The organism is Kluyvera genomosp. 1 (genome assembly GCF_001266615.1).
Classification (GTDB): domain Bacteria; phylum Pseudomonadota; class Gammaproteobacteria; order Enterobacterales; family Enterobacteriaceae; genus Kluyvera; species Kluyvera cryocrescens_A.
On the sequence record NZ_LGHZ01000021.1, the window covers coordinates 11,884 to 35,773 of the forward strand.

General features: G+C 51.5%; 19 protein-coding genes. 14 read left to right on the plus strand and 5 right to left on the minus strand.

Going from position 1 to position 23,890, the window contains the following annotated elements; all coding sequences use genetic code 11:
- The first annotated feature begins 186 nt into the window (after window positions 1-186).
- The gene (locus KP80_RS12755; RefSeq protein WP_052284024.1) at window positions 187-1,605 is read left to right on the plus strand and encodes an APC family permease; all 1,419 of its coding nucleotides are present in this window, start codon (window positions 187-189) and stop codon (window positions 1,603-1,605) included.
- A gap of 49 nt (window positions 1,606-1,654) precedes the next feature.
- Here the strand turns inward: KP80_RS12755 and pflA are convergent, their stop codons facing one another.
- The 4 genes from pflA to ycaO all read right to left on the minus strand — a co-directional run bounded on the left by pflA (window position 1,655) and on the right by ycaO (window position 7,959).
- Window positions 1,655-2,395: a pyruvate formate lyase 1-activating protein gene (pflA, locus tag KP80_RS12760; RefSeq protein WP_052284025.1), complete on the minus strand. Its 741-nt coding sequence runs from the start codon at window positions 2,393-2,395 to the stop codon at window positions 1,655-1,657.
- Window positions 2,396-2,599: 204 nt separating this feature from the next.
- Window positions 2,600-4,882 carry a formate C-acetyltransferase gene (pflB, locus tag KP80_RS12765; RefSeq protein ID WP_052284026.1) on the minus strand — a complete coding sequence of 761 codons (2,283 nt, stop codon included), beginning with the start codon at window positions 4,880-4,882 and terminating at the stop codon, window positions 2,600-2,602.
- A gap of 54 nt (window positions 4,883-4,936) precedes the next feature.
- A complete protein-coding gene (gene focA, locus KP80_RS12770) occupies window positions 4,937-5,794 on the minus strand; it encodes a formate transporter FocA (protein WP_052284027.1) in 858 nt (285 codons plus the stop codon).
- A gap of 404 nt (window positions 5,795-6,198) precedes the next feature.
- Entirely contained in the window at window positions 6,199-7,959 is a 1,761-nt protein-coding gene (gene ycaO, locus KP80_RS12775; RefSeq protein WP_052284028.1) for a 30S ribosomal protein S12 methylthiotransferase accessory factor YcaO, read from the minus strand.
- 128 nt (window positions 7,960-8,087) lie between these two features.
- Between ycaO and KP80_RS12780 the strand changes: the two genes are divergently transcribed.
- The 13 genes from KP80_RS12780 (at window position 8,088) to KP80_RS12840 (ending at window position 23,029) form a co-directional block, all read left to right on the plus strand.
- A complete protein-coding gene (locus KP80_RS12780) occupies window positions 8,088-8,780 on the plus strand; it encodes a DUF421 domain-containing protein (protein ID WP_052284029.1) in 693 nt (230 codons plus the stop codon).
- Window positions 8,781-8,942: 162 nt separating this feature from the next.
- Window positions 8,943-10,031: a 3-phosphoserine/phosphohydroxythreonine transaminase gene (gene serC, locus KP80_RS12785; protein WP_052284030.1), complete on the plus strand. Its 1,089-nt coding sequence runs from the start codon at window positions 8,943-8,945 to the stop codon at window positions 10,029-10,031.
- A 71-nt stretch (window positions 10,032-10,102) separates the two neighbouring features.
- Window positions 10,103-11,386 carry a 3-phosphoshikimate 1-carboxyvinyltransferase gene (aroA, locus tag KP80_RS12790; RefSeq protein ID WP_052284031.1) on the plus strand — a complete coding sequence of 428 codons (1,284 nt, stop codon included), beginning with the start codon at window positions 10,103-10,105 and terminating at the stop codon, window positions 11,384-11,386.
- Between the two features lie 185 nt (window positions 11,387-11,571).
- Window positions 11,572-12,255 (plus strand): (d)CMP kinase, encoded by a 684-nt coding sequence (cmk, locus tag KP80_RS12795; protein ID WP_052284032.1) that lies wholly within the window; start codon window positions 11,572-11,574, stop codon window positions 12,253-12,255.
- Between the two features lie 114 nt (window positions 12,256-12,369).
- The gene (rpsA, locus tag KP80_RS12800; protein ID WP_052284033.1) at window positions 12,370-14,043 is read left to right on the plus strand and encodes a 30S ribosomal protein S1; all 1,674 of its coding nucleotides are present in this window, start codon (window positions 12,370-12,372) and stop codon (window positions 14,041-14,043) included.
- 152 nt (window positions 14,044-14,195) lie between these two features.
- Window positions 14,196-14,480 (plus strand): integration host factor subunit beta, encoded by a 285-nt coding sequence (gene ihfB / locus KP80_RS12805; protein ID WP_052284034.1) that lies wholly within the window; start codon window positions 14,196-14,198, stop codon window positions 14,478-14,480.
- A 250-nt stretch (window positions 14,481-14,730) separates the two neighbouring features.
- Complete coding sequence (locus tag KP80_RS12810; RefSeq protein WP_052284035.1) at window positions 14,731-16,992, plus strand: ComEC family protein; 2,262 nt, start codon at window positions 14,731-14,733, stop codon at window positions 16,990-16,992.
- 36 nt (window positions 16,993-17,028) lie between these two features.
- On the plus strand, window positions 17,029-18,777 hold the full coding sequence (gene msbA / locus KP80_RS12815; RefSeq protein WP_052284036.1) for a lipid A ABC transporter ATP-binding protein/permease MsbA: 1,749 nt from the start codon (window positions 17,029-17,031) through the stop codon (window positions 18,775-18,777).
- Complete coding sequence (lpxK, locus tag KP80_RS12820) at window positions 18,774-19,754, plus strand: tetraacyldisaccharide 4'-kinase (protein ID WP_052284037.1); 981 nt, start codon at window positions 18,774-18,776, stop codon at window positions 19,752-19,754. Before msbA ends, lpxK begins: the two co-directional genes overlap by 4 nt.
- Window positions 19,755-19,785: 31 nt before the next feature.
- The gene (locus tag KP80_RS12825) at window positions 19,786-21,018 is read left to right on the plus strand and encodes a winged helix-turn-helix domain-containing protein (RefSeq protein ID WP_052284038.1); all 1,233 of its coding nucleotides are present in this window, start codon (window positions 19,786-19,788) and stop codon (window positions 21,016-21,018) included.
- Between the two features lie 51 nt (window positions 21,019-21,069).
- Window positions 21,070-21,252 (plus strand): protein YcaR, encoded by a 183-nt coding sequence (gene ycaR, locus KP80_RS12830; RefSeq protein ID WP_052284039.1) that lies wholly within the window; start codon window positions 21,070-21,072, stop codon window positions 21,250-21,252.
- Entirely contained in the window at window positions 21,249-21,995 is a 747-nt protein-coding gene (gene kdsB / locus KP80_RS12835; RefSeq protein ID WP_052284040.1) for a 3-deoxy-manno-octulosonate cytidylyltransferase, read from the plus strand. The genes ycaR and kdsB overlap by 4 nt, the downstream gene beginning before the upstream one ends.
- Before the next feature lie 140 nt (window positions 21,996-22,135).
- On the plus strand, window positions 22,136-23,029 hold the full coding sequence (locus KP80_RS12840) for a YcbJ family phosphotransferase (protein WP_052284041.1): 894 nt from the start codon (window positions 22,136-22,138) through the stop codon (window positions 23,027-23,029).
- On the opposite strand, the gene elyC is transcribed toward KP80_RS12840, so the two are convergent.
- Window positions 23,006-23,785, minus strand: coding sequence for an envelope biogenesis factor ElyC (elyC, locus tag KP80_RS12845; RefSeq protein ID WP_052284042.1), 780 nt, complete (start codon window positions 23,783-23,785; stop codon window positions 23,006-23,008). The genes KP80_RS12840 and elyC overlap by 24 nt on opposite strands.
- Window positions 23,786-23,890 lie beyond the last annotated feature (105 nt).

The following is a 23,890-nucleotide window of genomic DNA, read 5'->3' on the forward strand; positions in this document are numbered from 1 at the left end:
TATCTGGTGATGCGATGCACCGATCGGGCGAACTTATAACATTCTTAGTTCAACATCATTAACCCTATTTAATGTGCGTGATATTGGAATTTTGCCCCATGGCATTATCCTTTTCCTTACTGCGCTCGCATAATCATCCGTCTAAAAAACGCATTCGCGAATAATAGCATTCAAGGAACGGAATTTATGGCAAGCGGTCAGGATAAACAGCTGCGATGGTACAACATCGCGCTGATGTCGTTCATTACGGTTTGGGGCTTTGGTAACGTTGTTAATAACTACGCTAACCAAGGTCTGGTTGTTGTTGTTTCATGGATTTTTATCTTTGCTCTCTATTTTACGCCTTACGCGCTGATTGTTGGCCAGCTTGGCTCGACTTTCAAAGACGGCAAGGGTGGGGTGAGTACCTGGATTAAAAATACCATGGGGCCAGGATTGGCCTATTTGGCGGCATGGACCTATTGGGTGGTACATATTCCGTATCTGGCGCAGAAGCCGCAGGCAATTCTGATAGCGCTGGGATGGGCAATTAAGGGTAACGGTTCGCTGATCACTGAATATGGTGTTGTGGCGTTGCAAGGCTTTACATTAGCGCTGTTTATTTTCTTCATGTGGGTGGCATCCAGAGGAATGAAGTCACTCAAGCTGGTGGGTTCTATTGCCGGCATCGCTATGTTCATTATGTCGTTATTGTTCGTTGTAATGGCGGTGACTGCCCCAGCGATTACTGAAGTGACCATCGCGACCACCAATATTACCTGGCGGACGTTCATTCCGCATATTGATTTCACCTATATCACGACGATTTCGATGCTGGTGTTTGCTGTTGGCGGTGCGGAAAAAATCTCACCTTACGTGAATAACACCCGTAATCCGGGTAAAGAGTTTCCGCGGGGGATGATTTTTCTCGCGGTGATGGTGGCGCTATGTGCCATTCTTGGCTCACTGGCAATGGGGATGATGTTTGATTCCAATAATATTCCAGATGATCTGATGGCAAACGGTCAGTATTACGCGTTCCAGCGGTTGGGCGAGTACTACCACATGGGCAATACGCTCATGGTTATCTATGCTGTTGCAAACACCCTGGGACAGATTGCGGCGCTGGTGTTTTCTATCGATGCACCACTGAAAGTTTTGCTAAGCGATGCTGATAGCCGCTATATCCCAGAAAAACTGTGTCGGACTAATGCGTCGGGAACGCCGGTGAATGGTTACTTGTTGACGCTGGTGCTGGTTGCGCTACTCATCATGCTGCCGACGCTGGGTATCGGTGATATGAATAATCTCTACAAGTGGCTACTGAATCTCAACTCGGTGGTGATGCCGCTGCGCTACCTGTGGGTGTTTATCGCTTTTATTGCGGTGATTCGTCTGGGGCAGAAATACCGTTCAGAGTATGTCTTTATTCGTAATCGTTCGCTTGCGATGACCGTCGGCATATGGTGCTTCTTGTTTACCGCCTTTGCCTGCATAACGGGGATCTTCCCGAAAATGGCCGCCTTCACGCCGGAGTGGATCTTCCAGCTGTCGCTCAATGTTGCCATGCCGTTTGTACTGATAGGATTAGGACTGATTTTCCCTTTATTGGCACGTAAGCGCTAAAAACAGAGAACCCGGCGTTATGCCGGGTTCTTAATAATAGGCAGGGAGCTTAGTACATCACCTTATGACCGTACTGCTCGAGGATACCTTTCACACGTTCCATGGTCTCTTTCTTTGGCGGATGAACGCCGTCTAGTTTGTACTCTTCACCCATCGCTACCCACTTGTGTTTGCCCAGTTCGTGGTAAGGCAGCAGTTCGATTTTCTCAACGTTGCCCATATCGCGGGTAAACTCACCCAAGCGATGGGCAGAATCGTCATCGTCTGACCAGCCAGGCACCACGACGTAGCGGATCCAGACCTTAATGTCTTTCTTCGACAGATACTTGGCAAACTCCAGCGTACGATGGTTGGAGACACCCACCAGATTCTGGTGAATATCGTCATTCATCTGCTTGAGATCGAGCATGACCAGGTCGGTCACTTCCAGCAGTTCATCAATGACTGGATCGTAGCGACGAACGAAACCGTTAGTATCGAGACAGGTGTGTATACCTTCTTTATGACAGGCGCGGAACCAGTCGCGGACGAACTCAGCTTGAAGAATGGCTTCACCGCCGGATGCGGTTACGCCACCACCGGATGCATTCATAAAGTGGCGATAGGTCACCACTTCTTTCATCAGTTCTTCAACAGTAATCTCTTTACCGCCATGTGTATCCCACGTATCGCGGTTGTGGCAGTAAAGGCAGCGCATCAGGCAGCCCTGGAAGAAGGTAATAAAGCGGATGCCTGGGCCATCAACGGTGCCACAGGACTCAAAGGAGTGAATACGACCAATTACAGACATTGCGGTGTTATCTCCAGTTCTTCCCGGCTTCCAGCCAGGTTTGCGAGCACGGTTATAAAGCCGCGTCGAGTTTATTTTGCGTGTTAACCTCATTATAGAAGTCAGCAGGCAAAATCCACTCAGCGTGAGTAGGTTATAAGAAAGGCCCCACCGAGGTGGAGCCTTTATTTTACGCGTTTTTAATCGCGATTTCAGTCAAATCTATTAGATAGATTGAGTGAAGGTACGAGTGATAACGTCCTGCTGCTGTTCTTTAGTCAGGGAGTTAAAACGTACTGCGTAGCCAGATACGCGGATGGTCAGCTGAGGATATTTCTCAGGATTTTCCATCGCGTCGAGCAGCATTTCGCGGTTCATAACGTTAACGTTCAGGTGCTGACCGCCTTCGATAGACGCTTCGTGGTGGAAGTAACCATCCATCAGACCTGCCAGGTTGGTTTTACGAACGTCGTCGTCTTTACCCAGTGCGTTAGGAACGATAGAGAAGGTATAAGAGATACCATCTTTAGCGTAAGCAAACGGCAGTTTCGCAACGGAGGTCAGAGAGGCAACAGCACCTTTCTGGTCACGACCGTGCATTGGGTTAGCACCTGGGCCGAATGGCGCGCCAGCACGACGACCGTCTGGGGTATTACCGGTTTTCTTACCATAAACCACGTTAGAGGTGATGGTCAGAACAGACTGAGTCGGGATAGCGTTACGGTAAGTAGTCAGTTTCTGAATTTTCTTCATGAAACGTTCTACCAGGTCAACAGCCATGTCATCTACGCGAGCATCGTTGTTACCAAACTGCGGGTATTCGCCTTCGATTGCGAAGTCGATAGCCAGACCATCTTCGTCACGAATTGGTTTAACTTTCGCATATTTGATTGCAGACAGGGAGTCAGCAGCAACGGACAGACCTGCGATACCACACGCCATGGTGCGGATAACGTCACGGTCGTGCAGCGCCATCAGAGAGGCTTCGTAGCTGTACTTGTCGTGCATGTAGTGAATCACGTTCAGCGCGGTGACATACTGTTTAGCCAGCCAATCCATGAAGTGATCCATGCGGTCCATAACTTCGTCGAAGTTCAGAACGTCGCCTTTGATAGGATCAGTTTTAGGACCAACCTGCATTTTCAGTTTTTCATCAACGCCGCCGTTGATTGCGTACAGCATGGTTTTCGCCAGGTTTGCACGAGCACCGAAGAACTGCATTTGTTTACCAACGATCATTGGGCTTACGCAGCAAGCGATAGCGTAGTCATCGTTGTTAAAATCAGGACGCATCAGGTCATCGTTCTCATACTGCAGGGAAGAAGTATCGATGGATACTTTTGCTGCGTATTTTTTGAACGCCAGTGGCAGTTTTTCAGACCACAGAACGGTGATGTTCGGCTCTGGAGAAGGACCCATGGTGTACAGGGTATTCAGGAAGCGGAAGCTGTTTTTGGTAACCAGAGTACGGCCATCAACGCCCATACCACCGATAGATTCAGTTGCCCAGATTGGGTCACCGGAGAACAGTTCATCGTACTCAGGAGTACGCAGGAAGCGAACCATACGCAGTTTCATGACCAGATGGTCAATCATTTCCTGAGCTTCTTGTTCAGTGATTTTGCCTGCTTTCAGGTCACGTTCGATGTAGATATCCAGGAAGCTGGAGGTACGACCGAAGGACATTGCAGCGCCGTTCTGAGATTTAACCGCAGCCAGGTAGCCGAAGTAAGTCCACTGAATAGCTTCCTGAGCGTTGGTAGCAGGACCGGAGATGTCGTAGCCGTATTTAGCAGCCATCTCTTTGATCTGACCCAGCGCACGGTGCTGTTCGGAGATTTCTTCACGCAGACGGATAGTCGCTTCCAGGTTTACGCCGTTTTCCATGTCAGACTGCAGGGACAGGAACTGTGCGTATTTGTCTTTCATCAGGAAGTCGATACCGTACACCGCGATGCGACGGTAGTCACCGATGATACGACCACGGCCGTACGCATCTGGCAGACCAGTCAGAACGCCAGATTTACGGCAGTTCAGAATGTCTTTGGTGTAAACATCGAAGACGCCCTGGTTGTGGGTTTTGCGATATTCGGTGAAGATTTTTTTCAGCATTGGGTCCAGCTCGCGATTGTACGCTTTGCAAGAACCTTCAACCATTTTAATACCACCGAACGGGATAATCGCACGTTTCAGTGGAGCTTCAGTTTGCAGACCAACAATTTTTTCCAGCGCTTTATTGATGTAGCCAGCGTCGTGGGAAGTGATGGTAGATGCAACGGAGGTGTCAAAATCAACTGGCGCGTGAGTGCGGTTTTCCAGTTTAACGCCTTCCATAACGTTGTCCCACAGCTTGGTGGTCGCGTCAGTTGCGCCAGCCAGGAAGGACTCGTCACCCTCATACGGAGTGTAGTTTTTCTGGATGAAGTCACGTAAGTTTACTTCATTCTGCCAGTCACCTTTGGTAAAACCTTCCCAGGCTGTGGCTAACTTTTCATTAAGTTCGGACATGTAACACCTACCTTCTTAAGTGGACTTTTATTTACTGCCTGGAGCAGCCGTCAATTAATGACGGTCACCGCCACGCAGGTAAATGACCCAGTATGTCAACCCAACCAGCAAACCGCCGCCGATGATGTTCCCGATAGTCACGGGAATCAGGTTATCGGTGATGAAGTGCATCACGGTCAGGTGAGAGAAATTTTCCGGAGAAGAACCAACAGCGGTCCAGAATTCCGGGCTAGCAAAATCGCGTATTACGATACCCATCGGGATCATAAACATGTTTGCGATACTGTGCTCAAAACCGCTGGCAACGAACATGGCAACCGGTAAAACCATAATCATGGCTTTATCCATCAGGCTGCGGCCAGAGTAGCTCATCCACACCGCCAGACAGACCATCAGGTTTGCCAGGATGCCGAGAGCAACGGCTTCAATAAATGTATGATGCAATTTGTGATCGGCAGTTTGCAGGACATTTAGCCCCCATCCGCCGTTGGCCGTCATATATTCACCGGACAGCCACATGAGCAGTACGAAGAGCAGGCAACCTACCAGGTTACCAACATAGACGTTGAGCCAGTTTTTCGCCAGTTGACCCCAGGTGATTCGGCCGCTGGCTTTCGCAACAACGATAAGCACGGTCGAGGTAAAGAGGTCGGCGCCACAAATAACGCAAAGAATGAGGCCTAGTGAGAAGCAGATACCACCAATCAGTTTCGCAATGCCGAACGGCATGCCAGCTGTACCTGTGGTGGCTGTAATATAAAATACAAAAGCAATCGAGATGAAGACGCCCGCAGTAATCGCCAGATAAAAGGTTTTCAGCGGATGTTTGGTTGCTTTATAGACACCTGCTTCTTCGGCAACTTTGGCCATTGCAGCAGGGAGAAGTAGATCAAAAGGGTTGTCAGCTTTCACACTAACTCTCTCTTTTTATTTAATCGGCGACGAGATACTAACAAAGCATTATAGATGAGAAATTGATATAGATCATATCCCGCCGGGCTTATAGGCCTGCAAGTTGGATGGTTTTTCAACGAAAGCAGGGTAATTTATTGAATATAATGATAAAAATAAATTTTAAGATTTGCAAATTCAGTTGAATTATTTCTTTACCCTTCATTTTGCTAGTTAATTAAAATGGAGTAATGATCAAGTAAATTAACAATAAAAGTAAGCTACTAATAATTGAGTTTACTTATCTTTAACTTTATTTTCACACTGAGTTGAAGCGAAGCGCGGAAATAAAAAAGGGGCCAACAAGTGGCCCCGTAATATAGCGTAGAGTAAAGGTTAAAACCTACTTTTTCTGTGGGGAAAACTTATTTCCCCCAGAACGCAGCTTTCGCACGCTGCAGTTTTTCGTAGGCTTGCAACAGCGACTGATGTGCAGGGAAGGCTTTCAGTGAACCGTCAACCGGCTGCAGGCCATAGAAGGCCTCTTCACCACTCAGGGCCGCACTGGCGGCTTCTACAGCTTCAGCACCGTACATACGCACGAAGGCATTGAGGTATTGCAGCGGTTCGCGCTCTTCTTCCTGAGACAATAGCAGCAGCGTCTGCAGGCAGCGGTAGTAGTTCGCACGTTCTGCGCTGAAGACCGAGGCGTTAAATTCCATGGTCCATTCGGTCCAGATCAGCGCCTGTTCCAGATCGCCGCCCGCCAGCGCCAGCATCGCTTTCAGCTCGCCGACACGCAGAGTGTACCAGCCGTTATCGGAACCGGTCGCCAGACCCAGCAGTTCACGCACGCGAGTGAAGTCGTCCAAACCTTCATCATCGATCTGCTCGATAAGATTCAGGTACTCTTCTTTTTCCCACTCGCTGCCCGGCAGAGAGAGAATGGTTTCGCGCAGGTGGCTACCCATATTGTTGTTGGCCAGCCACAGATCTTCCGCAGGATAAATATCGGACATGCCTGGCACAATAATGCGGCAAGCGTAAACGCTCAGGTGCTCATAGTCAGCGATGTACACTTCTTTATCTTCCGCGTTGAAGATAGCCATCAGCGTCGCGAACTCTTCTTCAGTAGTACCAGAGAAGCTCCAGTCAGCGAATGGATAGTCAGCATCCTGCTTGAACAAATCCCAGGAAATTGAACCGCTGGAATCGATGAAATGAGTTTCCAGGTTGGTATGTTCAGCCACTTCTTCATCATCGAAGGTTGGCGGGGTAAACACGTCGAGGTCTTTCAGACCACGGCCCTGAAGCAGTTCGGTAACGGTACGCTCCAGTGCAACACCGAAGTCTGGGTGCGCGCCGAAGGAAGCGAAGCAGGTACCGTTCGCTGGGTTGAACAGCACAACGCAGATAACCGGGTATTTACCGCCCAGTGAGCCATCGTATGCGAAGATTGGGAAGCCTTCGGCCTCCAGTTTAGCGATAGACTCAACGACGCCAGGATAACGAGCCAGCACTTCGGATGGAATTTCCGGCAGACTGATGCTCTCCGCGATGATGCGATTTTTGACATAACGCTCGAACACTTCCGACAGCCCCTGAACGCGGGCTTCGTTACGGGTGTTGCCAGCAGACATGCCGTTGGAAACATACAGGTTGGCGACGATGTTCATTGGAATATAAATGGTTTCGCCGTCGGACTGGCGAGTGAACGGCAGACCGCACACACCGCGATCGTCATTCCCGGACTGCAGATCGACCAGCATGCTCGCAGTCAGTTGATCGTCAGGATCGTAGAATGCGCGCAAACGAGCGTCGAGCAGACCTTCTGGTACATCGTCGTTCTCAGTCAGCGGGAACCATTTCTCGTTCGGATAGTGTACGAACGGGCCATTGGCGATTTCATCGCCCAGCCAGAAATCAGCAAAGAAATAGTTGGTAGAGAGACGTTCAAAGTACTCACCCAGCGCTGACGCCAGCGCTGCTTTTTTGGTGGCGCCTTTGCCGTTGGTAAAGCATAAAGAGCATGCCTTATCACGAATATGCACCGACCAGACGTTAGGAACAGGGTTCAACCAAGAGGCTTCTTCAATATCGAAACCCAGGTCGAGCAGCTTTTGCTGGAAGCGAGCGATGGAATCTTCCAGCGCGGCATCTTTGCCGGGAATATAGGTCTGCGTCATAGCAATCTCTTTTGTCGTACGGAAAGCGCGCAATGATACGGGTTTTGCGTGACGGGTGCTATCTCCGGCGAAAATAAAAGGGCCGTCTATGCTTATAAGCAATAACCTATTGTTAAGGCGTGGAAAAGATGAAAGCGTTTGATCTTCAACGGATGGCGTTTGATAAATTCCCGCCTGAATTTTTAGGCGAAGTCGCGTTAAGAACCCTGTTTACCTTTTTATTAGTCTTTCTCTTTCTCAAAATTACCGGGCGTCGCGGCGTTCGGCAGATGTCGCTGTTTGAAGTTCTGATCATTCTGACGTTGGGTTCAGCGGCAGGGGACGTCGCTTTTTATGATGATGTGCCGTTGGTGCCGGTTTTTGTGGTGTTCGTCTCCCTTGCTTTACTTTACCGTTTGGTGATGTGGCTGATGTCGAAAAGCGAAAAGCTGGAGGATTTGCTGGAAGGCAAAGCTATTGTCATTGTGAAAGAGGGGCAACTCGCGTGGGAGAACGTTCGTAAAGCCAATATGACCGAGCTGGAGTTTCTGATGGAACTGCGGCTTAACAGCGTTGAACAGCTGGGGCAAGTCAGGTTGGCGATTATGGAGACCAACGGCCAAATCAGTGTTTTCTATTATCCTGACGACGACGTCAAGCCGGGTTTGTGCATTTTGCCAGAAAGCTTCGCGCCGAGATTTAAGGTGATGCCAGCGTCGGGCGAGTACGCTTGTGCGCGATGTAGCTATGTCGTCAGCCTTGAGGTCGGTTGTCGTCAATTATGTCCTCGCTGTACGAATCCAGTATGGACGAAGGTTAGCCGGGCGAAACGCGTCGCCTGACAGCTATTTTGTCGGTTTTGACGTACTCGAGCGGAAGAATGTTTTGTGTGACGATCAACGCAATTCGCGGGCGAAAAGTTTTAGACATTGCGGCGCGTGTCACTGAATGATAAAACCGATATCCACAGTTATTACTTATGGCTTTTAGCGTGGTGAGGGAAAATGGCTCAGGTTTTTAATTTCAGTTCAGGTCCGGCAATGTTACCGGCAGATGTTCTTAAATTGGCGCAGCAAGAACTTTGCGACTGGAACGGGTTAGGTACGTCGGTAATGGAAGTCAGCCACCGTGGTAAAGAATTTATCCAGGTGGCCGAGGAAGCAGAAAAAGATTTCCGCGACCTGCTCAATATCCCTTCCAACTACAAAGTTCTGTTTTGCCATGGCGGCGGTCGCGGTCAGTTTGCCGGCGTTCCGCTGAATATCCTGGGCGATAAAACCACCGCCGACTACGTTGACGCTGGCTACTGGGCTGCCAGTGCGGTTAAAGAAGCAAAAAAATACTGCACACCGAACGTGATTGACGCCAAGGTTACCGTTGATGGTAAACGCGCAGTGAAACCGATGCGTGAATGGCAGCTTTCCGATAATGCGGCCTATCTGCATTTCTGCCCGAATGAAACCATTGACGGTATTGCGATTGAAGAAACGCCGGACTTTGGGAAAGACGTTGTCGTTGCTGCTGATTTTTCCTCCACCATTCTGTCGCGTCAAATTGACGTGAGCCGCTACGGTGTTATTTATGCGGGCGCGCAGAAAAACATCGGTCCTGCTGGCTTAACGTTGGTGATCGTGCGCGAAGATCTTCTGGGTAAAGCGCATGTAGCCTGTCCGTCAATCCTCGACTACACCGTGCTGAACGACAATGATTCTATGTTTAACACGCCACCGACTTTTGCCTGGTATCTTTCTGGCCTGGTGTTTAAATGGCTGAAAGAGCAGGGTGGCGTAGAAGCCATGGATCGCATCAATCAGCAAAAAGCCGATCTGCTGTATAGCACTATTGATGGCAGTGATTTCTACCGCAATGATGTCGCGAGCGCCAACCGCTCCCGCATGAACGTTCCATTCCAGCTGGCTGATAGCGCGCTGGATAAAGTGTTCCTCGAAGAGTCGTTTGCGGCCGGTCTGCATTCACTGAAAGGCCACCGTGTGGTTGGCGGGATGCGCGCTTCTATCTATAACGCAATGCCGCTGGCTGGCGTACAGGCGCTGACGAACTTCATGCAAGACTTCGAACGCCGTCACGGTTAATCTGGCTGTATCTATTCATCCCCACGGTTACGCCGTGGGGTTTTTACTTCTGTTTTAGAGAGTTGAGTTTCATGGAATCCCTGACGTTACAACCTATCGCGCGTGTCGACGGCACCATTAATCTGCCCGGTTCAAAAAGCGTGTCGAACCGCGCACTGCTGCTGGCGGCATTGGCTCGTGGCACCACCGTCCTGACCAATCTGCTGGACAGTGATGATGTTCGCCACATGCTGAACGCGCTGAAGGCTCTGGGAATTCACTATACCCTGTCCGCCGATCGTACCCGTTGTGAAGTCACCGGTAATGCGGGCATGTTGCAGTCATCTGACGAGCTGGAATTGTTCCTCGGCAACGCTGGCACGGCGATGCGCCCATTGGCAGCCGCTTTATGCTTGGGGACCAATAATATTGTGCTGACCGGCGAGCCGCGTATGAAAGAGCGCCCAATTGGTCATCTGGTCGATGCTTTGCGCCAGGGCGGTGCCCAGATTGATTATCTGGAACAGGAAAACTATCCGCCTTTGCGCCTGAAGGGTGGATTTACCGGTGGTAACGTCGAAGTGGATGGCAGCGTATCCAGTCAGTTCCTCACCGCGCTGCTGATGACTGCACCGCTGGCACCTCAGGACACGACAATCGCCATTAAAGGCGACCTGGTGTCTAAACCGTATATCGATATCACTCTGCACCTGATGAAAACTTTCGGCGTGGAAGTGGAAAACCAGAACTACCAGCGCTTTGTGGTGCGTGGTCGTCAGCAGTACGTTTCCCCTGGCCAATATCTGGTGGAAGGGGACGCGTCTTCGGCTTCATATTTCCTTGCTGCGGGCGCTATTAAAGGCGGCACAGTGAAGGTCACTGGCATCGGTCGTCACAGCGTTCAGGGCGATATCCGTTTTGCGGATGTGCTGGAAAAAATGGGCGCTACCGTGACCTGGGGCGATGATTTTATTGCTTGCACGCGCGGTGAACTTAACGCTATCGACATGGACATGAACCACATCCCTGATGCCGCCATGACCATCGCTACCGCTGCGCTGTTTGCCAAAGGGACGACCACGCTGCGTAACATCTACAACTGGCGAGTGAAAGAGACCGATCGCCTGTTCGCGATGGCGACTGAACTGCGCAAAGTGGGTGCAGAAGTGGAAGAGGGCGAAGACTACATTCGCGTTACGCCGCCTGCGACGCTTAATTTTGCGGAAATTGGTACTTATAACGATCACCGTATGGCGATGTGTTTCTCGCTGGTGGCGCTGTCCGATACGCCTGTGACCATTCTCGACCCGAAATGTACGGCGAAAACGTTCCCGGATTATTTCGAACAGTTGGCGCGTATCAGCACTCTGGCTTAACGCTGATCTTAGCATAAAAAATACACTTTCTGGGCTGGCATCTTGCCAGCCCACTATACTTATCTATTCTCCTGCACTTCTTAGGCCTAATTCTGGAATTCGCAGACAAAAGTAACCGTCGGGCGCAGAGATGCGTATAATGCGCGGCGTTTACGTTGATTACGCCTTTTATTAAGGAGATAGAGATGACGGCAATTGCCCCGGTAATTACCATTGATGGCCCAAGTGGCGCGGGTAAAGGCACACTGTGCAAAGCCATGGCAGAAGCATTGCAATGGCATTTACTGGATTCGGGCGCGATTTATCGCGTACTGGCTTTGGCTGCGTTGCATCATCATGTTGACGTGACCTCGGAAGATGCGCTCGTTCCCCTGGCGGTTCACCTGGACGTTCGCTTTGTTTCGACTGACGGTACGCTGGAAGTCATTCTTGAAGGTGAAGACGTGAGCGGTGAAATCCGCACCCAGGACGTTGCTAATGCGGCTTCCCAGGTTGCCGCATTCCCACGCGTTCGTGAAGCGCTGCTGCGTCGTCAGCGCGGTTTCCGTGAAGCACCAGGCCTGATTGCCGATGGCCGTGATATGGGGACAGTCGTCTTCCCGGATGCGCCGGTAAAAATCTTCCTTGATGCGTCATCGGAAGAACGTGCCAACCGCCGCATGCTACAGTTGCAGGAAAAGGGCTTTAGTGTTAACTTTGAGCGCCTTTTGGCAGAGATAAAGGAACGTGACGACCGCGATCGTAATCGTGCCGTTGCGCCACTGGTTCCTGCCGCTGATGCTTTAGTGTTGGATTCCACCACCTTAAGCATTGAGCAAGTAATTGAAAAAGCGTTAGACTATGCGCGCCAGAAATTGGCACTCGCGTAAAACGCGACAGAATTTTGTAGTACCCCCGTTGCAATGGATTGACAGCGGGTATGTGAAACAACCCCATCCGACAAGGTGTCAGGTGGACGTTAAATCTAACTTCGAAGATTAAACATGACTGAATCTTTTGCTCAACTATTTGAAGAATCTTTAAAAACAATCGAAACCCGTCCGGGTTCCATCGTTCGTGGCGTTGTTGTTGCTATCGACAAAGACGTCGTCCTGGTTGATGCGGGCCTGAAATCTGAATCTGCAATCCCTGCAGAGCAGTTCAAAAACGCAGCCGGCGAGCTGGAAATCCAGGTCGGTGACGAAGTTGACGTTGCGCTGGACGCAGTAGAAGACGGCTTCGGCGAAACCCTGCTGTCCCGTGAGAAAGCTAAGCGTCACGAAGCTTGGATCACGCTGGAAAAAGCATACGAAGACGCTGAAACTGTTGTTGGTGTTATCAACGGCAAAGTTAAAGGTGGCTTCACTGTTGAGCTGAACGGTATTCGTGCGTTCCTGCCAGGTTCCCTGGTAGACGTTCGTCCAGTGCGCGATACGCTGCACCTGGAAGGCAAAGAGCTTGAGTTCAAAGTAATCAAGCTGGACCAGAAGCGTAACAACGTTGTTGTTTCTCGTCGTGCCGTTATCGAATCCGAAAACAGCGCAGAGCGCGATCAGCTGCTGGAAAACCTGCAGGAAGGCATGGAAGTTAAAGGTATCGTTAAGAACCTCACTGACTACGGTGCATTCGTTGATCTGGGCGGCGTTGATGGCCTGCTGCACATCACTGATATGGCATGGAAACGCGTTAAGCATCCAAGCGAAATCGTAAACGTTGGCGACGAAATCACTGTTAAAGTGCTGAAATTCGACCGCGAACGTACTCGTGTATCTCTGGGCCTGAAACAGCTGGGCGAAGATCCATGGGTAGCTATCGCTAAGCGTTATCCAGAAGGTACCAAACTGACTGGCCGCGTGACCAACCTGACCGACTACGGCTGCTTCGTTGAAATCGAAGAAGGCGTTGAAGGCCTGGTACACGTATCCGAAATGGATTGGACCAACAAAAACATCCACCCATCCAAAGTTGTTAACGTTGGTGACGTAGTGGAAGTTATGGTTCTGGATATCGACGAAGAACGTCGTCGTATCTCCCTGGGTCTGAAGCAGTGCAAAAACAACCCATGGCAGCAGTTCGCTGAAACCCACAACAAGGGCGACCGCGTTGAAGGTAAAATCAAGTCTATCACTGACTTCGGTATCTTCATCGGCCTGGACGGCGGCATCGACGGCTTGGTTCACCTGTCTGACATCTCCTGGAACGCTACAGGCGAAGAAGCAGTTCGTGAATACAAAAAAGGCGACGAAATCGCAGCTGTGGTTCTGCAGGTTGACGCAGAACGTGAACGTATCTCCCTGGGCGTTAAACAGCTCGCAGAAGATCCGTTCAACAACTGGGTTGCTCTGAACAAGAAAGGCGCTATCGTTAACGGTAAAGTGACTGCAGTTGACGCTAAAGGCGCAACCGTAGAACTGGCTGACGGCGTTGAAGGTTACCTGCGTGCTTCTGAAGCATCCCGTGACCGCGTTGAAGATGCAACTCTGGTTCTGAGCGTTGGCGATGACGTTGAAGCTAAGTTCACCGGCGTTGATCGTAAAAACCGCGCAATTAGCCTGTCTGTTCGTGCTAAAGACGAAGCTGACGAGAAAGATGCAATCGCTACTGTTAACAACAAACAGGAAGACGGCAACTTCTCCAACGCTATGGCTGAAGCATTCAAAGCAGCTAAAGGCGAGTAATCTTGCCGATTTGGGTTTAACAACCTGAATTGTGATGAGTTTACTTGACAGATTGCAGGTTTCGGCCTGTAATCTAGCACAAAGGGCGGCTACGGCCGCCCTTGTTTAATAAGCTGTTAGCTAATTTTCCTTAAAAGGAAACCGGAGGAATCATGACCAAGTCAGAATTGATTGAAAGACTTGCCAGCCAGCAATCCCATATCCCTGCAAAAGCAGTGGAAGATGCGGTGAAAGAGATGCTGGAGCATATGGCCTCAACCCTTGCTGAGGGTGAGCGCATTGAAATCCGCGGTTTCGGCAGCTTCTCTCTGCACTACAGAGCACCACGTACCGGGCGTAACCCGAAAACTGGCGACAAAGTGGAACTGGAAGGCAAATATGTGCCGCACTTCAAGCCGGGTAAAGAACTGCGCGATCGCGCCAATATTTACGATTGAGTTCGTCTCGCCAAGTGCGACAAACTTGATTGAGAGAAAAGCACCTACGGGTGCTTTTTTCGTTTCTGAAATACCGATTCTACGATCACAATCCCCATTTCTTTGCGGTCTCTGCGGAATGCGTCTCGCAGTTTGGCTGCAACGTAGAGTTGCTTTAAACGCTGCTCTGGAATCTTCTCCGTAAACCCATTTTTAACCACGCGACACACGACTAAGCCAGCGCGACACTTCTGCTATCAAGGAGGTGTAAATGCGTCTACCACATTTGGCTTGTTGCGTGCTACTGGGCATTCTACCGCTTAGTGTATTGCCCGAGTTGCCGTCACCAGGCACCATCAAATTAGCCATTGTAGGGTGTGTAGCGCTGGTGTTTTTTGGGCGAATGGGACGCGTAGCCTGTCTTATTGGGCTTTTCTTTTGTTGGGGCGTTCTTGCTGCATGGCGGGTGTTGCTGCCAGCCGAAATCCTGCCGGGGAAAAATCGACATATTGAGATTGTACTCACGCAAACGGATGGGCAAACCACACACCGTGGCATCATTACGCATCTGGAAGGGCAGCGTTATTTTGCGCGAACAGAGATTGCTTTATATGGGAGCTATCTGCCAAAGCCTCCCTGTGTTGGGCAACATTGGCGTATAGCGGTAAGTGCGCGAGCCGTGCACGGACAGCTTAATGAAGGTGGCTTTGATGCACAGCGCTATGCACTCTCGCAGAACCGCCCGCTGACGGGGCGAATTGTTGACGCGCAACCGCTGGATACCGATTGTAGTCTACGTGGGCAATTCTTGGCCTCGTTGCAAGCATTGCTTGCGGACTATGAATGGCGGGATGTGATGTTGGCATTGGGGATGGGGGAGCGTCTTTCGGTCTCCCCGGAAATTAAAATGTTGATGCAGCAAACCGGGACTTCACACCTGATGGCGATTTCGGGGCTACATATTGCACTTGGCGCATCGCTGGGGTGGCTGTTGATTCGTGGTATTCAATTCTTCCTGCCCAGCTGGCTTATCGGCTGGCGTTTTCCATCTCTGATTGGACTCATGGCGGGTATTGCATACGCCATGCTGACGGGAATGCAACCTCCTGCACTCCGAACGGTAGTGGCTGCTGCTATCTGGTATGCACTACGATTAAGTGGCAGGCAGTGGGCTGGCTGGGAGGTATGGCTTTGCTGTCTGGCCGCTATCGTATTCATCGATCCTCTGTCGGTACTCTCGGACAGCCTGTGGCTGTCGGCATTTGCTGTCGGTGTTCTGATTTTTTGGTACCAGTGGGTGCCGTTTCCAGTCGGGTATTTTTCGCGGCTGTTTACGCCATTCGCAAGGCTTATCCATTTGCAGTTTGGCTTATTGTTGCTACTCACTCCGCTGCAAATTGCGCTTTTTCACGGCATGAGCATGACGTCGTTATGGGCAAATATCGTAGCGGTGCCGGTGGTCACATTCATCGCTGTGCCGCTTATTTTGCTGGCTATGTTTTTACACCTTTGGGCACCAGCAGCGGCTGAAATGGCGGTATGGAACGGTGCGGATAGTGTTATAGCGCTGCTGTTTCGCTACTTACACTTGCTGCCGACGGGGTGGCTGAATATTAGTGGTGCCTGGCTCGGTGTGTCGCTTCTGCCCTGGCTGGCTGTAGTTGTCTGGCGTCTACATGGATGGTGGCGATTTCTGGCGCTATGGCTGTCGTTCGCTGTACTGCTTTCTTTTCCTTTGTGGCGTAAAACGCCTCAAGATCAATGGAGCGTCACAATGCTGGATGTGGGGCAGGGGTTAGCTTTGGTGATTGCTAAAGGTGGCAATGCGCTTATCTATGATACAGGGCTAGCATGGCCCGGAGGGGATAGCGGTGAGCAATTGATCATCCCCTGGCTGCGCTGGCATGGACTAACGTTACAAGGGATCGTACTGAGCCACGATCATCTGGATCATCGTGGGGGGCTTCATTCTGTGCAACGCGTTTGGCCGCGGACGTGGGTTAGAAGCCCACTGGGCTGGGCGGGGCACCTGCCTTGCTCACGTGGTGAATCCTGGCAATGGCAGGGGCTTACCTTCCGTGCACTCTGGCCATTAGCTGGCAACGTGCAGAAGGGTAACAATGGTTCATGCGTGGTGAAGGTTGATGATGGGAAAAATAGCATTCTGCTTACGGGAGACATTGAATTTCCGGCTGAAATGGCCATGATTAGCCGTTTCTGGCAGCCATTTGCGTCTACAATTATTCAGGTTCCACATCATGGCAGTTCGACATCGTCAGGTTTAGCGTTGATTCAACGGGTGGGCGGCTTTGCTGCACTGGCTTCCGCATCTCGCTATAACGCATGGCACCTGCCTTCCTCAAAGATAAAGGCTCGCTATCTTCAGCATCAGTACGCTTGGTTTGATACCCCCCATCAGGGGCAGATTACCGTCACTTTCGGTGCTAAAGGCTGGAAGATTGAAGGCTTACGAGATCAACTTTTACCACGTTGGTATCATCAGTGGTTTGGCGAGACTCGCGATAACGGGTAGAATATGCGGCTATTTCAACATAAGCTGGTTTTTTGAATGCAGAACGACAAAGATCTCTCCACGTGGCAGACCTTCCGCCGACTCTGGCCGACTATCGCGCCATTTAAAGCAGGGTTGATCGTGGCGGCCATCGCGTTAGTCCTTAACGCGGCCAGCGATACCTTTATGCTATCGCTTCTTAAACCGTTACTGGATGATGGTTTTGGTAAAACAGATCGCTCAGTGCTGCTGTGGATGCCGCTGGTCGTTATTGGCTTGATGATCCTGCGTGGCATCACAAGCTATATTTCAAGCTATTGTATCTCCTGGGTTTCTGGCAAAGTGGTGATGACCATGCGCCGTCGGCTATTTAGCCATATGATGGGAATGCCGGTCTCATTCTTCGATAAGCAGTCCACCGGGACGCTGCTGTCGCGTATTACCTATGACTCTGAACAGGTCGCATCGTCCTCATCAAGCGCACTGATTACCGTTGTCCGTGAAGGGGCGTCGATTATCGGTCTGTTCATCATGATGTTTTACTACAGCTGGCAGCTGTCGGTGATTCTCATCGTACTGGCACCCATTGTGTCAATTGCGATCCGCGTGGTCTCCAAGCGTTTCCGTAGCATCAGTAAGAATATGCAAAATACGATGGGGCAGGTTACTACCAGTGCCGAACAGATGCTGAAAGGGCATAAAGAAGTGCTGATGTTTGGTGGTCAGGCCGTTGAGTCTCATCGCTTTGATAAAGTCAGCAACAAGATGCGTCTGCAGGGAATGAAACTGGTTTCTGCGTCTTCGATTTCTGACCCTATTATTCAGTTGATTGCCTCACTGGCACTGGCGTTCGTTCTGTATGCCGCAAGCTTCCCAAGCGTTATGGAAACGCTGACTGCGGGTACCATTACCGTCGTCTTCTCCTCAATGATTGCCCTAATGCGTCCTCTGAAATCACTGACTAACGTGAATGCGCAGTTCCAGCGTGGAATGGCCGCTTGCCAGACGCTGTTTGCGATTCTTGATAGCGAGCAGGAAAAAGACGAAGGCAAACTCGACGTTGATCGCGCGAAAGGTGCAATTGAGTTCCGTAACGTCACCTTTACCTACCCAGGCCGTGAAGTACCGGCGCTGCGCAATATCAACCTGTCTATCCCTGAAGGGAAAACGGTGGCGTTGGTTGGGCGTTCTGGTTCGGGTAAATCGACCATCGCCAGTTTACTGACCCGTTTTTACGATATCGATGAAGGCGAAATCCTGCTTGATGGCCATGATTTACGCGAGTACAAGCTCTCCGCGTTGCGTAATCAGGTCGCGCTGGTTTCGCAGAATGTGCATCTGTTTAACGATACGGTCGCCAACAACATTGCCTATGCGCGTACGGAAGAATTCAGCCGCGAGCAGATTGAAGATGCTGCGCGTATGGCCTATGCGATGGACTTTATCAATAAGATGGATAACGGCCTGGATACAATTATCGGCGAAAACGGCGTCTTGCTTTCTGGTGGTCAGCGTCAGCGTATTGCGATTGCGCGAGCGCTGCTGCGTAACAGCCCAATCCTGATCCTTGACGAAGCCACTTCTGCGCTGGATACCGAATCTGAACGTGCGATTCAATCGGCGCTGGATGAACTGCAGAAAAACCGTACTTCGCTGGTCATTGCACACCGTCTCTCTACCATCGAACAGGCCGACGAAATTATCGTGGTGGAAGATGGCCAGATTGTTGAGCGCGGTAGCCACAGCGATCTGCTGGAGCAGCGTGGCGTTTACGCGCAGCTGCACAAAATGCAGTTTGGCGAATGATAGCCAGAATCTGGTCGGGCGAATCGCCGCTTTGGCGCCTGCTGTTGCCGCTTTCCTGGCTGTATGGCCTGGTGAGCGGCATTATCAGACTGTGCTATCAGCTTGGTCTGAAGAAAGCCTGGCGTGCGCCTTGTCCAGTTGTGGTCGTCGGTAACCTGACCGCGGGCGGTAATGGTAAAACGCCGGTAGTTATCTGGCTGGTTGAGCAACTGCAGCGCCAGGGTATTCGTGTCGGTGTGGTTTCTCGTGGCTATGGCGGTAAAGCTGAACGCTATCCGTTGCTGCTAAATGCCGGCACGACGACCGCAGAAGCGGGCGATGAACCGGTGCTTATTTTTCAACGCACCGGCGCGCCGGTCGCTGTTTCCCCAGTGCGAGTAGATGCGGTAAAAGCGCTGCTGGCCGCTCACGATCTGCAACTTATTGTCACTGATGATGGGTTACAGCACTATCGTTTGGCGCGAGATAAAGAGATCGTTGTTATCGATGGCGTACGTCGTTTTGGGAACGGCTGGTGGCTACCTGCTGGCCCAATGCGTGAGCGAGCTTCACGTTTAGACTCTGTTGATGCGCGGATTGTGAACGGTGGAGAGGCTCAATCGGGGGAAATCCCGATGGTACTGCGTCCCGGAGAGGCGGTTAATTTATTAACCCATGAAAGGCGTCCTGTGGACACGCTGAAAAACGCAGTGGCGATGGCCGGTATTGGTCATCCGCCGCGTTTTTTTGCTACCTTGAATCAGTGCGGGCTACAACCGGTGCGCACCGTCGCCTTAGCCGACCACAAGGCGCTCACGGAAGCGGATGTACAGGCGTTGGTCGAACCCGGTCAACAGCTGATTATGACAGAAAAAGATGCGGTGAAATGCCGCCGCTTTGCGCAGGAAAACTGGTGGTATTTACCGGTCGATGCTGTTCTTTCCGGCGACCGTGCACAGACGCTGCTACAGGACTTGATAACTCTCGCTAGACGCTAACACGGCATCGGCGATACCCAGGAGAATTGGTATGGCCGAACATCACCTTTCCCTACGCGCAGCGCGTCATCTTCATCTGGCCGCGCAGGGTCTCCTTAATCGCCCACGCCGTCAGCCAACAGCGGCTGATATTCTGCCTACCATCCAACAAATGTCGCTGCTGCAAATTGACACCATCAACGTGGTGGCTCGCAGCCCCTATCTGGTGTTATTCAGCCGTCTGGGTGCTTACCCGCAGGCATGGTTAGATGATGCACTTGCCCGTGGCGAACTGATGGAGTATTGGGCTCATGAAGCCTGCTTCCTGCCGCGCCAGGATTTTCCGCTGGTGCGCCACCGTATGTTGGCTCCGCACAACATGGGCTGGAAATATCATCAAAGCTGGATGGATGAACACGCGCAGGAGATTGTGGCGCTGAAATCCCATATCGCCGAAAACGGTCCGGTACGTTCCGCTGATTTCTCGCATCCACGGAAAGGGGCAAGCGGCTGGTGGGAATGGAAACCGCATAAACGTCATCTGGAAGGTCTGTTCACCGCCGGCGAAGTGATGGTGGTGGCGAGGCGTAACTTTCAGCGCGTTTACGATCTCACTGAACGCGTGATGCCGAACTGGAATGATGCCACGGACGCGCTGGCGCAGCCCGTTGCTGAAATGCAGATGCTGGAAAATAGCGCCCGCAGCCTGGGCATTTTTCGACCTCAATGGCTGGCGGATTACTACCGCCTGCGTAAACCCGATCTGGCGGCTCTGATGGCGCAGTGGCGGGCTGAACAGCAAGTAGTGGCCGTGGATGTCGGAACGCTGGGCGAAATGTGGGTACACAATAGCAGGTTGCCTGAGCTTGAGCGGGCAGCCGCGGGCAAGCTGAATGCCACCCACAGCGCGGTGCTGTCGCCTTTTGACCCTGTAGTCTGGGATCGTAAACGGGCTGAACAATTATTTGATTTTAGCTATCGCCTCGAATGCTATACGCCAGCACCTAAGCGCCAGTTCGGCTATTTTGTTTTGCCGCTACTACATCGGGGAGAAATCGTTGGCCGAATGGATAGCAAAATACATCGTCGCGACGGCGTGCTGGATATTTTCGCACTGTATTTGCAGGTGGGCGTGCGTGTGAGCCAGCACCTTGAACATGGGCTGAAACAGGCGATTAATGATTTTGCCAGTTGGCAGGGTGCCACACAGGTTAAGTTTGGTTCACTGCCAGAAAAACTCTTTAGTGAACAACGTCGCGGATGGGAGATTGACGCCGACCGTTAGCGCTCTATGATATGCTGCACTGGTTTTCGATACGGCCCATCAGGAGGAACCATGGATCACCGTCTACTTGAAATTATTGCCTGCCCGGTTTGCAACGGCAAATTGTACTACAGCCAGGACAAGCAAGAACTGATTTGCAAACTTGATAATCTGGCGTTTCCCCTGCGTGACGGAATTCCCGTATTGCTGGAAACTGAAGCCCGCGTACTCGCTGCTGAAGAGAACAGACCATGAGTTTTGTCGTTATTATTCCCGCGCGTTTTGCCTCTACGCGCCTGCCGGGTAAACCGCTGCAGGATATCAACGGCAAACCGATGATTGTGCACGTGCTGGAGCGCGCGCGCGAATCCGGCGCTGAACGTATTATCGTGGCGACCGACCACCCGGAAGTGAAACAAGCCGTTGAAGCCGCCGGTGGTGAAGTTTGCATGACTCGCGCCGATCATCAGTCAGGCACCGAACGTCTGGCGGAAGTGGTTGAGACGTGTGGTTTTAGCGATGATACCGTCATTGTTAACGTGCAGGGCGATGAGCCGATGATCCCGGCGGTGATTATCCGCCAGGTGGCTGATAATCTGGCAGCCAGCCAATCCGGCATGGCGACGCTGGCGGTCCCGATTCATGACGCTGAAGAAGCTTTTAACCCGAACGCGGTGAAAGTCGTCATGGACAAAGACGGTTATGCGCTTTATTTCTCGCGTGCCACCATTCCATGGGATCGCGATCGCTTTGCGAAAAGCCGTGAAGCGATCGGCGACACACTGCTACGCCATATTGGTATCTACGGCTATCGCGCCGGTTTTATTCGTCGTTACGTCACCTGGGCGCCAAGTCCGCTTGAGCACATTGAGATGCTTGAGCAGCTTCGCGTACTTTGGTACGGCGAAAAAATTCACGTCGCGGTGGCGAAAGAAGTCCCGGGTACGGGCGTTGATACGCCAGAAGATCTGGCCCGCGTTCGCGCCGAAATGAAGTAATCCCTTCGCCCCCTTGTTCACAGGGGGCGTCTTTAGCCTCATGTTTCCTGACTATCTGTTGCAATTTTGATCTTGTCTGGTGAAATTCACGTCCCATATGCTCATTATGAAAGCAATGGCTTTTATAGGGGTAATCTGACATGGAACAGCTACGTGTAGAACTCAGCCATCTTTTGGGTGAATCACTCAGCCGCGTGGAGTGTATTAACGAGCAGACGGATACCGCGCTGTGGTCGCTGTATGATGCCAACGGTAATCCGATGCCATTATTGGCGCGAAGCTTCTCGTCACCAGGGTTGGCCCGCCAGCTGGCGTGGAAAATATCGATGTTGGCGCGTAGCGGTACCGTGCGGATGCCAGTGGTGTACGGCGTGATGACGCATGAAGAACATCCTGGCCCGGATGTGTTGCTATTGGAACGTCTGCGCGGCGTTCCGGCCGAAGCGCCAACCCGTAGCCCTGAGCGTTGGGATGCGTTAAAAGATCAAATTGTCGAAGCGTTATTGGCGTGGCATCGGGTGGACAGTTCAGGCAGCGTCGGCTTTGTCGATGGGACTCAGGAAAACAGCTGGCCGCAATGGTATCGCCAGCGGATTGAAGTGCTGTGGGGCACTCTTAGTCTCTATCACAGCACCGGGTTGACGATGCAGGATAAACGACTGTTGTTCCGCACTCGTGAATGTCTGGACGCGTTGTTTGAGGGGTTCAGCGATAACTGTGTGCTGGTACATGGGCATTTAACGTTACGTAGCATGCTAAAAGATTCCCGTAGCGATCAGCTGCTGGCGATGGTGGGGCCGGGGCCAATTTTGTGGGCTCCGAGGGAATATGAACTGTTCCGCCTGCACGAAAGCGGACAGGCGGAACAGCTGATGTGGCATTATCTCCAGCGCGCGCCGGTTGCCGAAGCATTCCTCTGGCGGCGCTGGCTCTATCTGCTGTGGGATGAAGTTGAGAAGCTGGTGAATACCGGTAAATTCAACCGCGCTAATTTCGATCTCGCGTCAAAATCACTGCTCCCCTGGCTTTCCTGAATCGCCTTTTAACCATTGCCAGATACGGCCAAGCGTTTCATAACCCACCCGGTCGCTGTGCATCAGCCAGACCGGGGAAGGGATCATGCGCTCCCATGGATTAAGCGGTGATACGATGGCCAGCTGGTTGGCTGGTGCAGGAAGCGGATGCAGCCCTACCTGTTGGAAGAAAATCATGGCGCGCGGTAGATGAGACGCTGAGGTGACCAACAGGAAAGGAGCGTCACCAATAGCCGCTTTAACCGCGCTGGCTTCTTCTTCCGTATCTTTTGGGCTATCCAGCACGATAATCTCACTGCGCGGTACGCCAAGGCTTTCAGCCACGCGAGCACCGGCCTCTGCCGTGCTGACGGGATTAGTCAGCGCACGCGCACCGGTAAAGATCATTTTGGCGCCAGGATTGGCCTGCCACAAGCGAATCCCTTCCGCCAGACGCGGTAAACTGTTGTTGATCAGGTTAGAACTTGGCGCCCAATTTGGGTTCCAGGTATAACCCCCTCCCAGCACCACCACGTACTGTGCCGGTTCTTCGCCACGCCAGGTGGGATATTTATCTTCAATGGGTTTCAGCAGTCCGTCGGCAACCGGCTGAAGGCTCAATAGCAGCAGTGCAAGCCAGCCTGCGGTAATGGCGGTTTTGCCCAGTTTTTGAAAACGCGTGAACCAAACCAGGACAATTCCTAAACCTATCAGCAAAAGAAGCAGCGGCAGCGGCAGCATCATTCCGCCGATATACTTTTTCAGCATAAAAAGCATTCTGTAGAGTACCTTTTTTAAGCATCTGACCGTATGAATGAAGCGATATTACACCAGATAGCTTCATTCTCGCCGTGGGTGTGACAAAATAGACCTTTTGTGGCT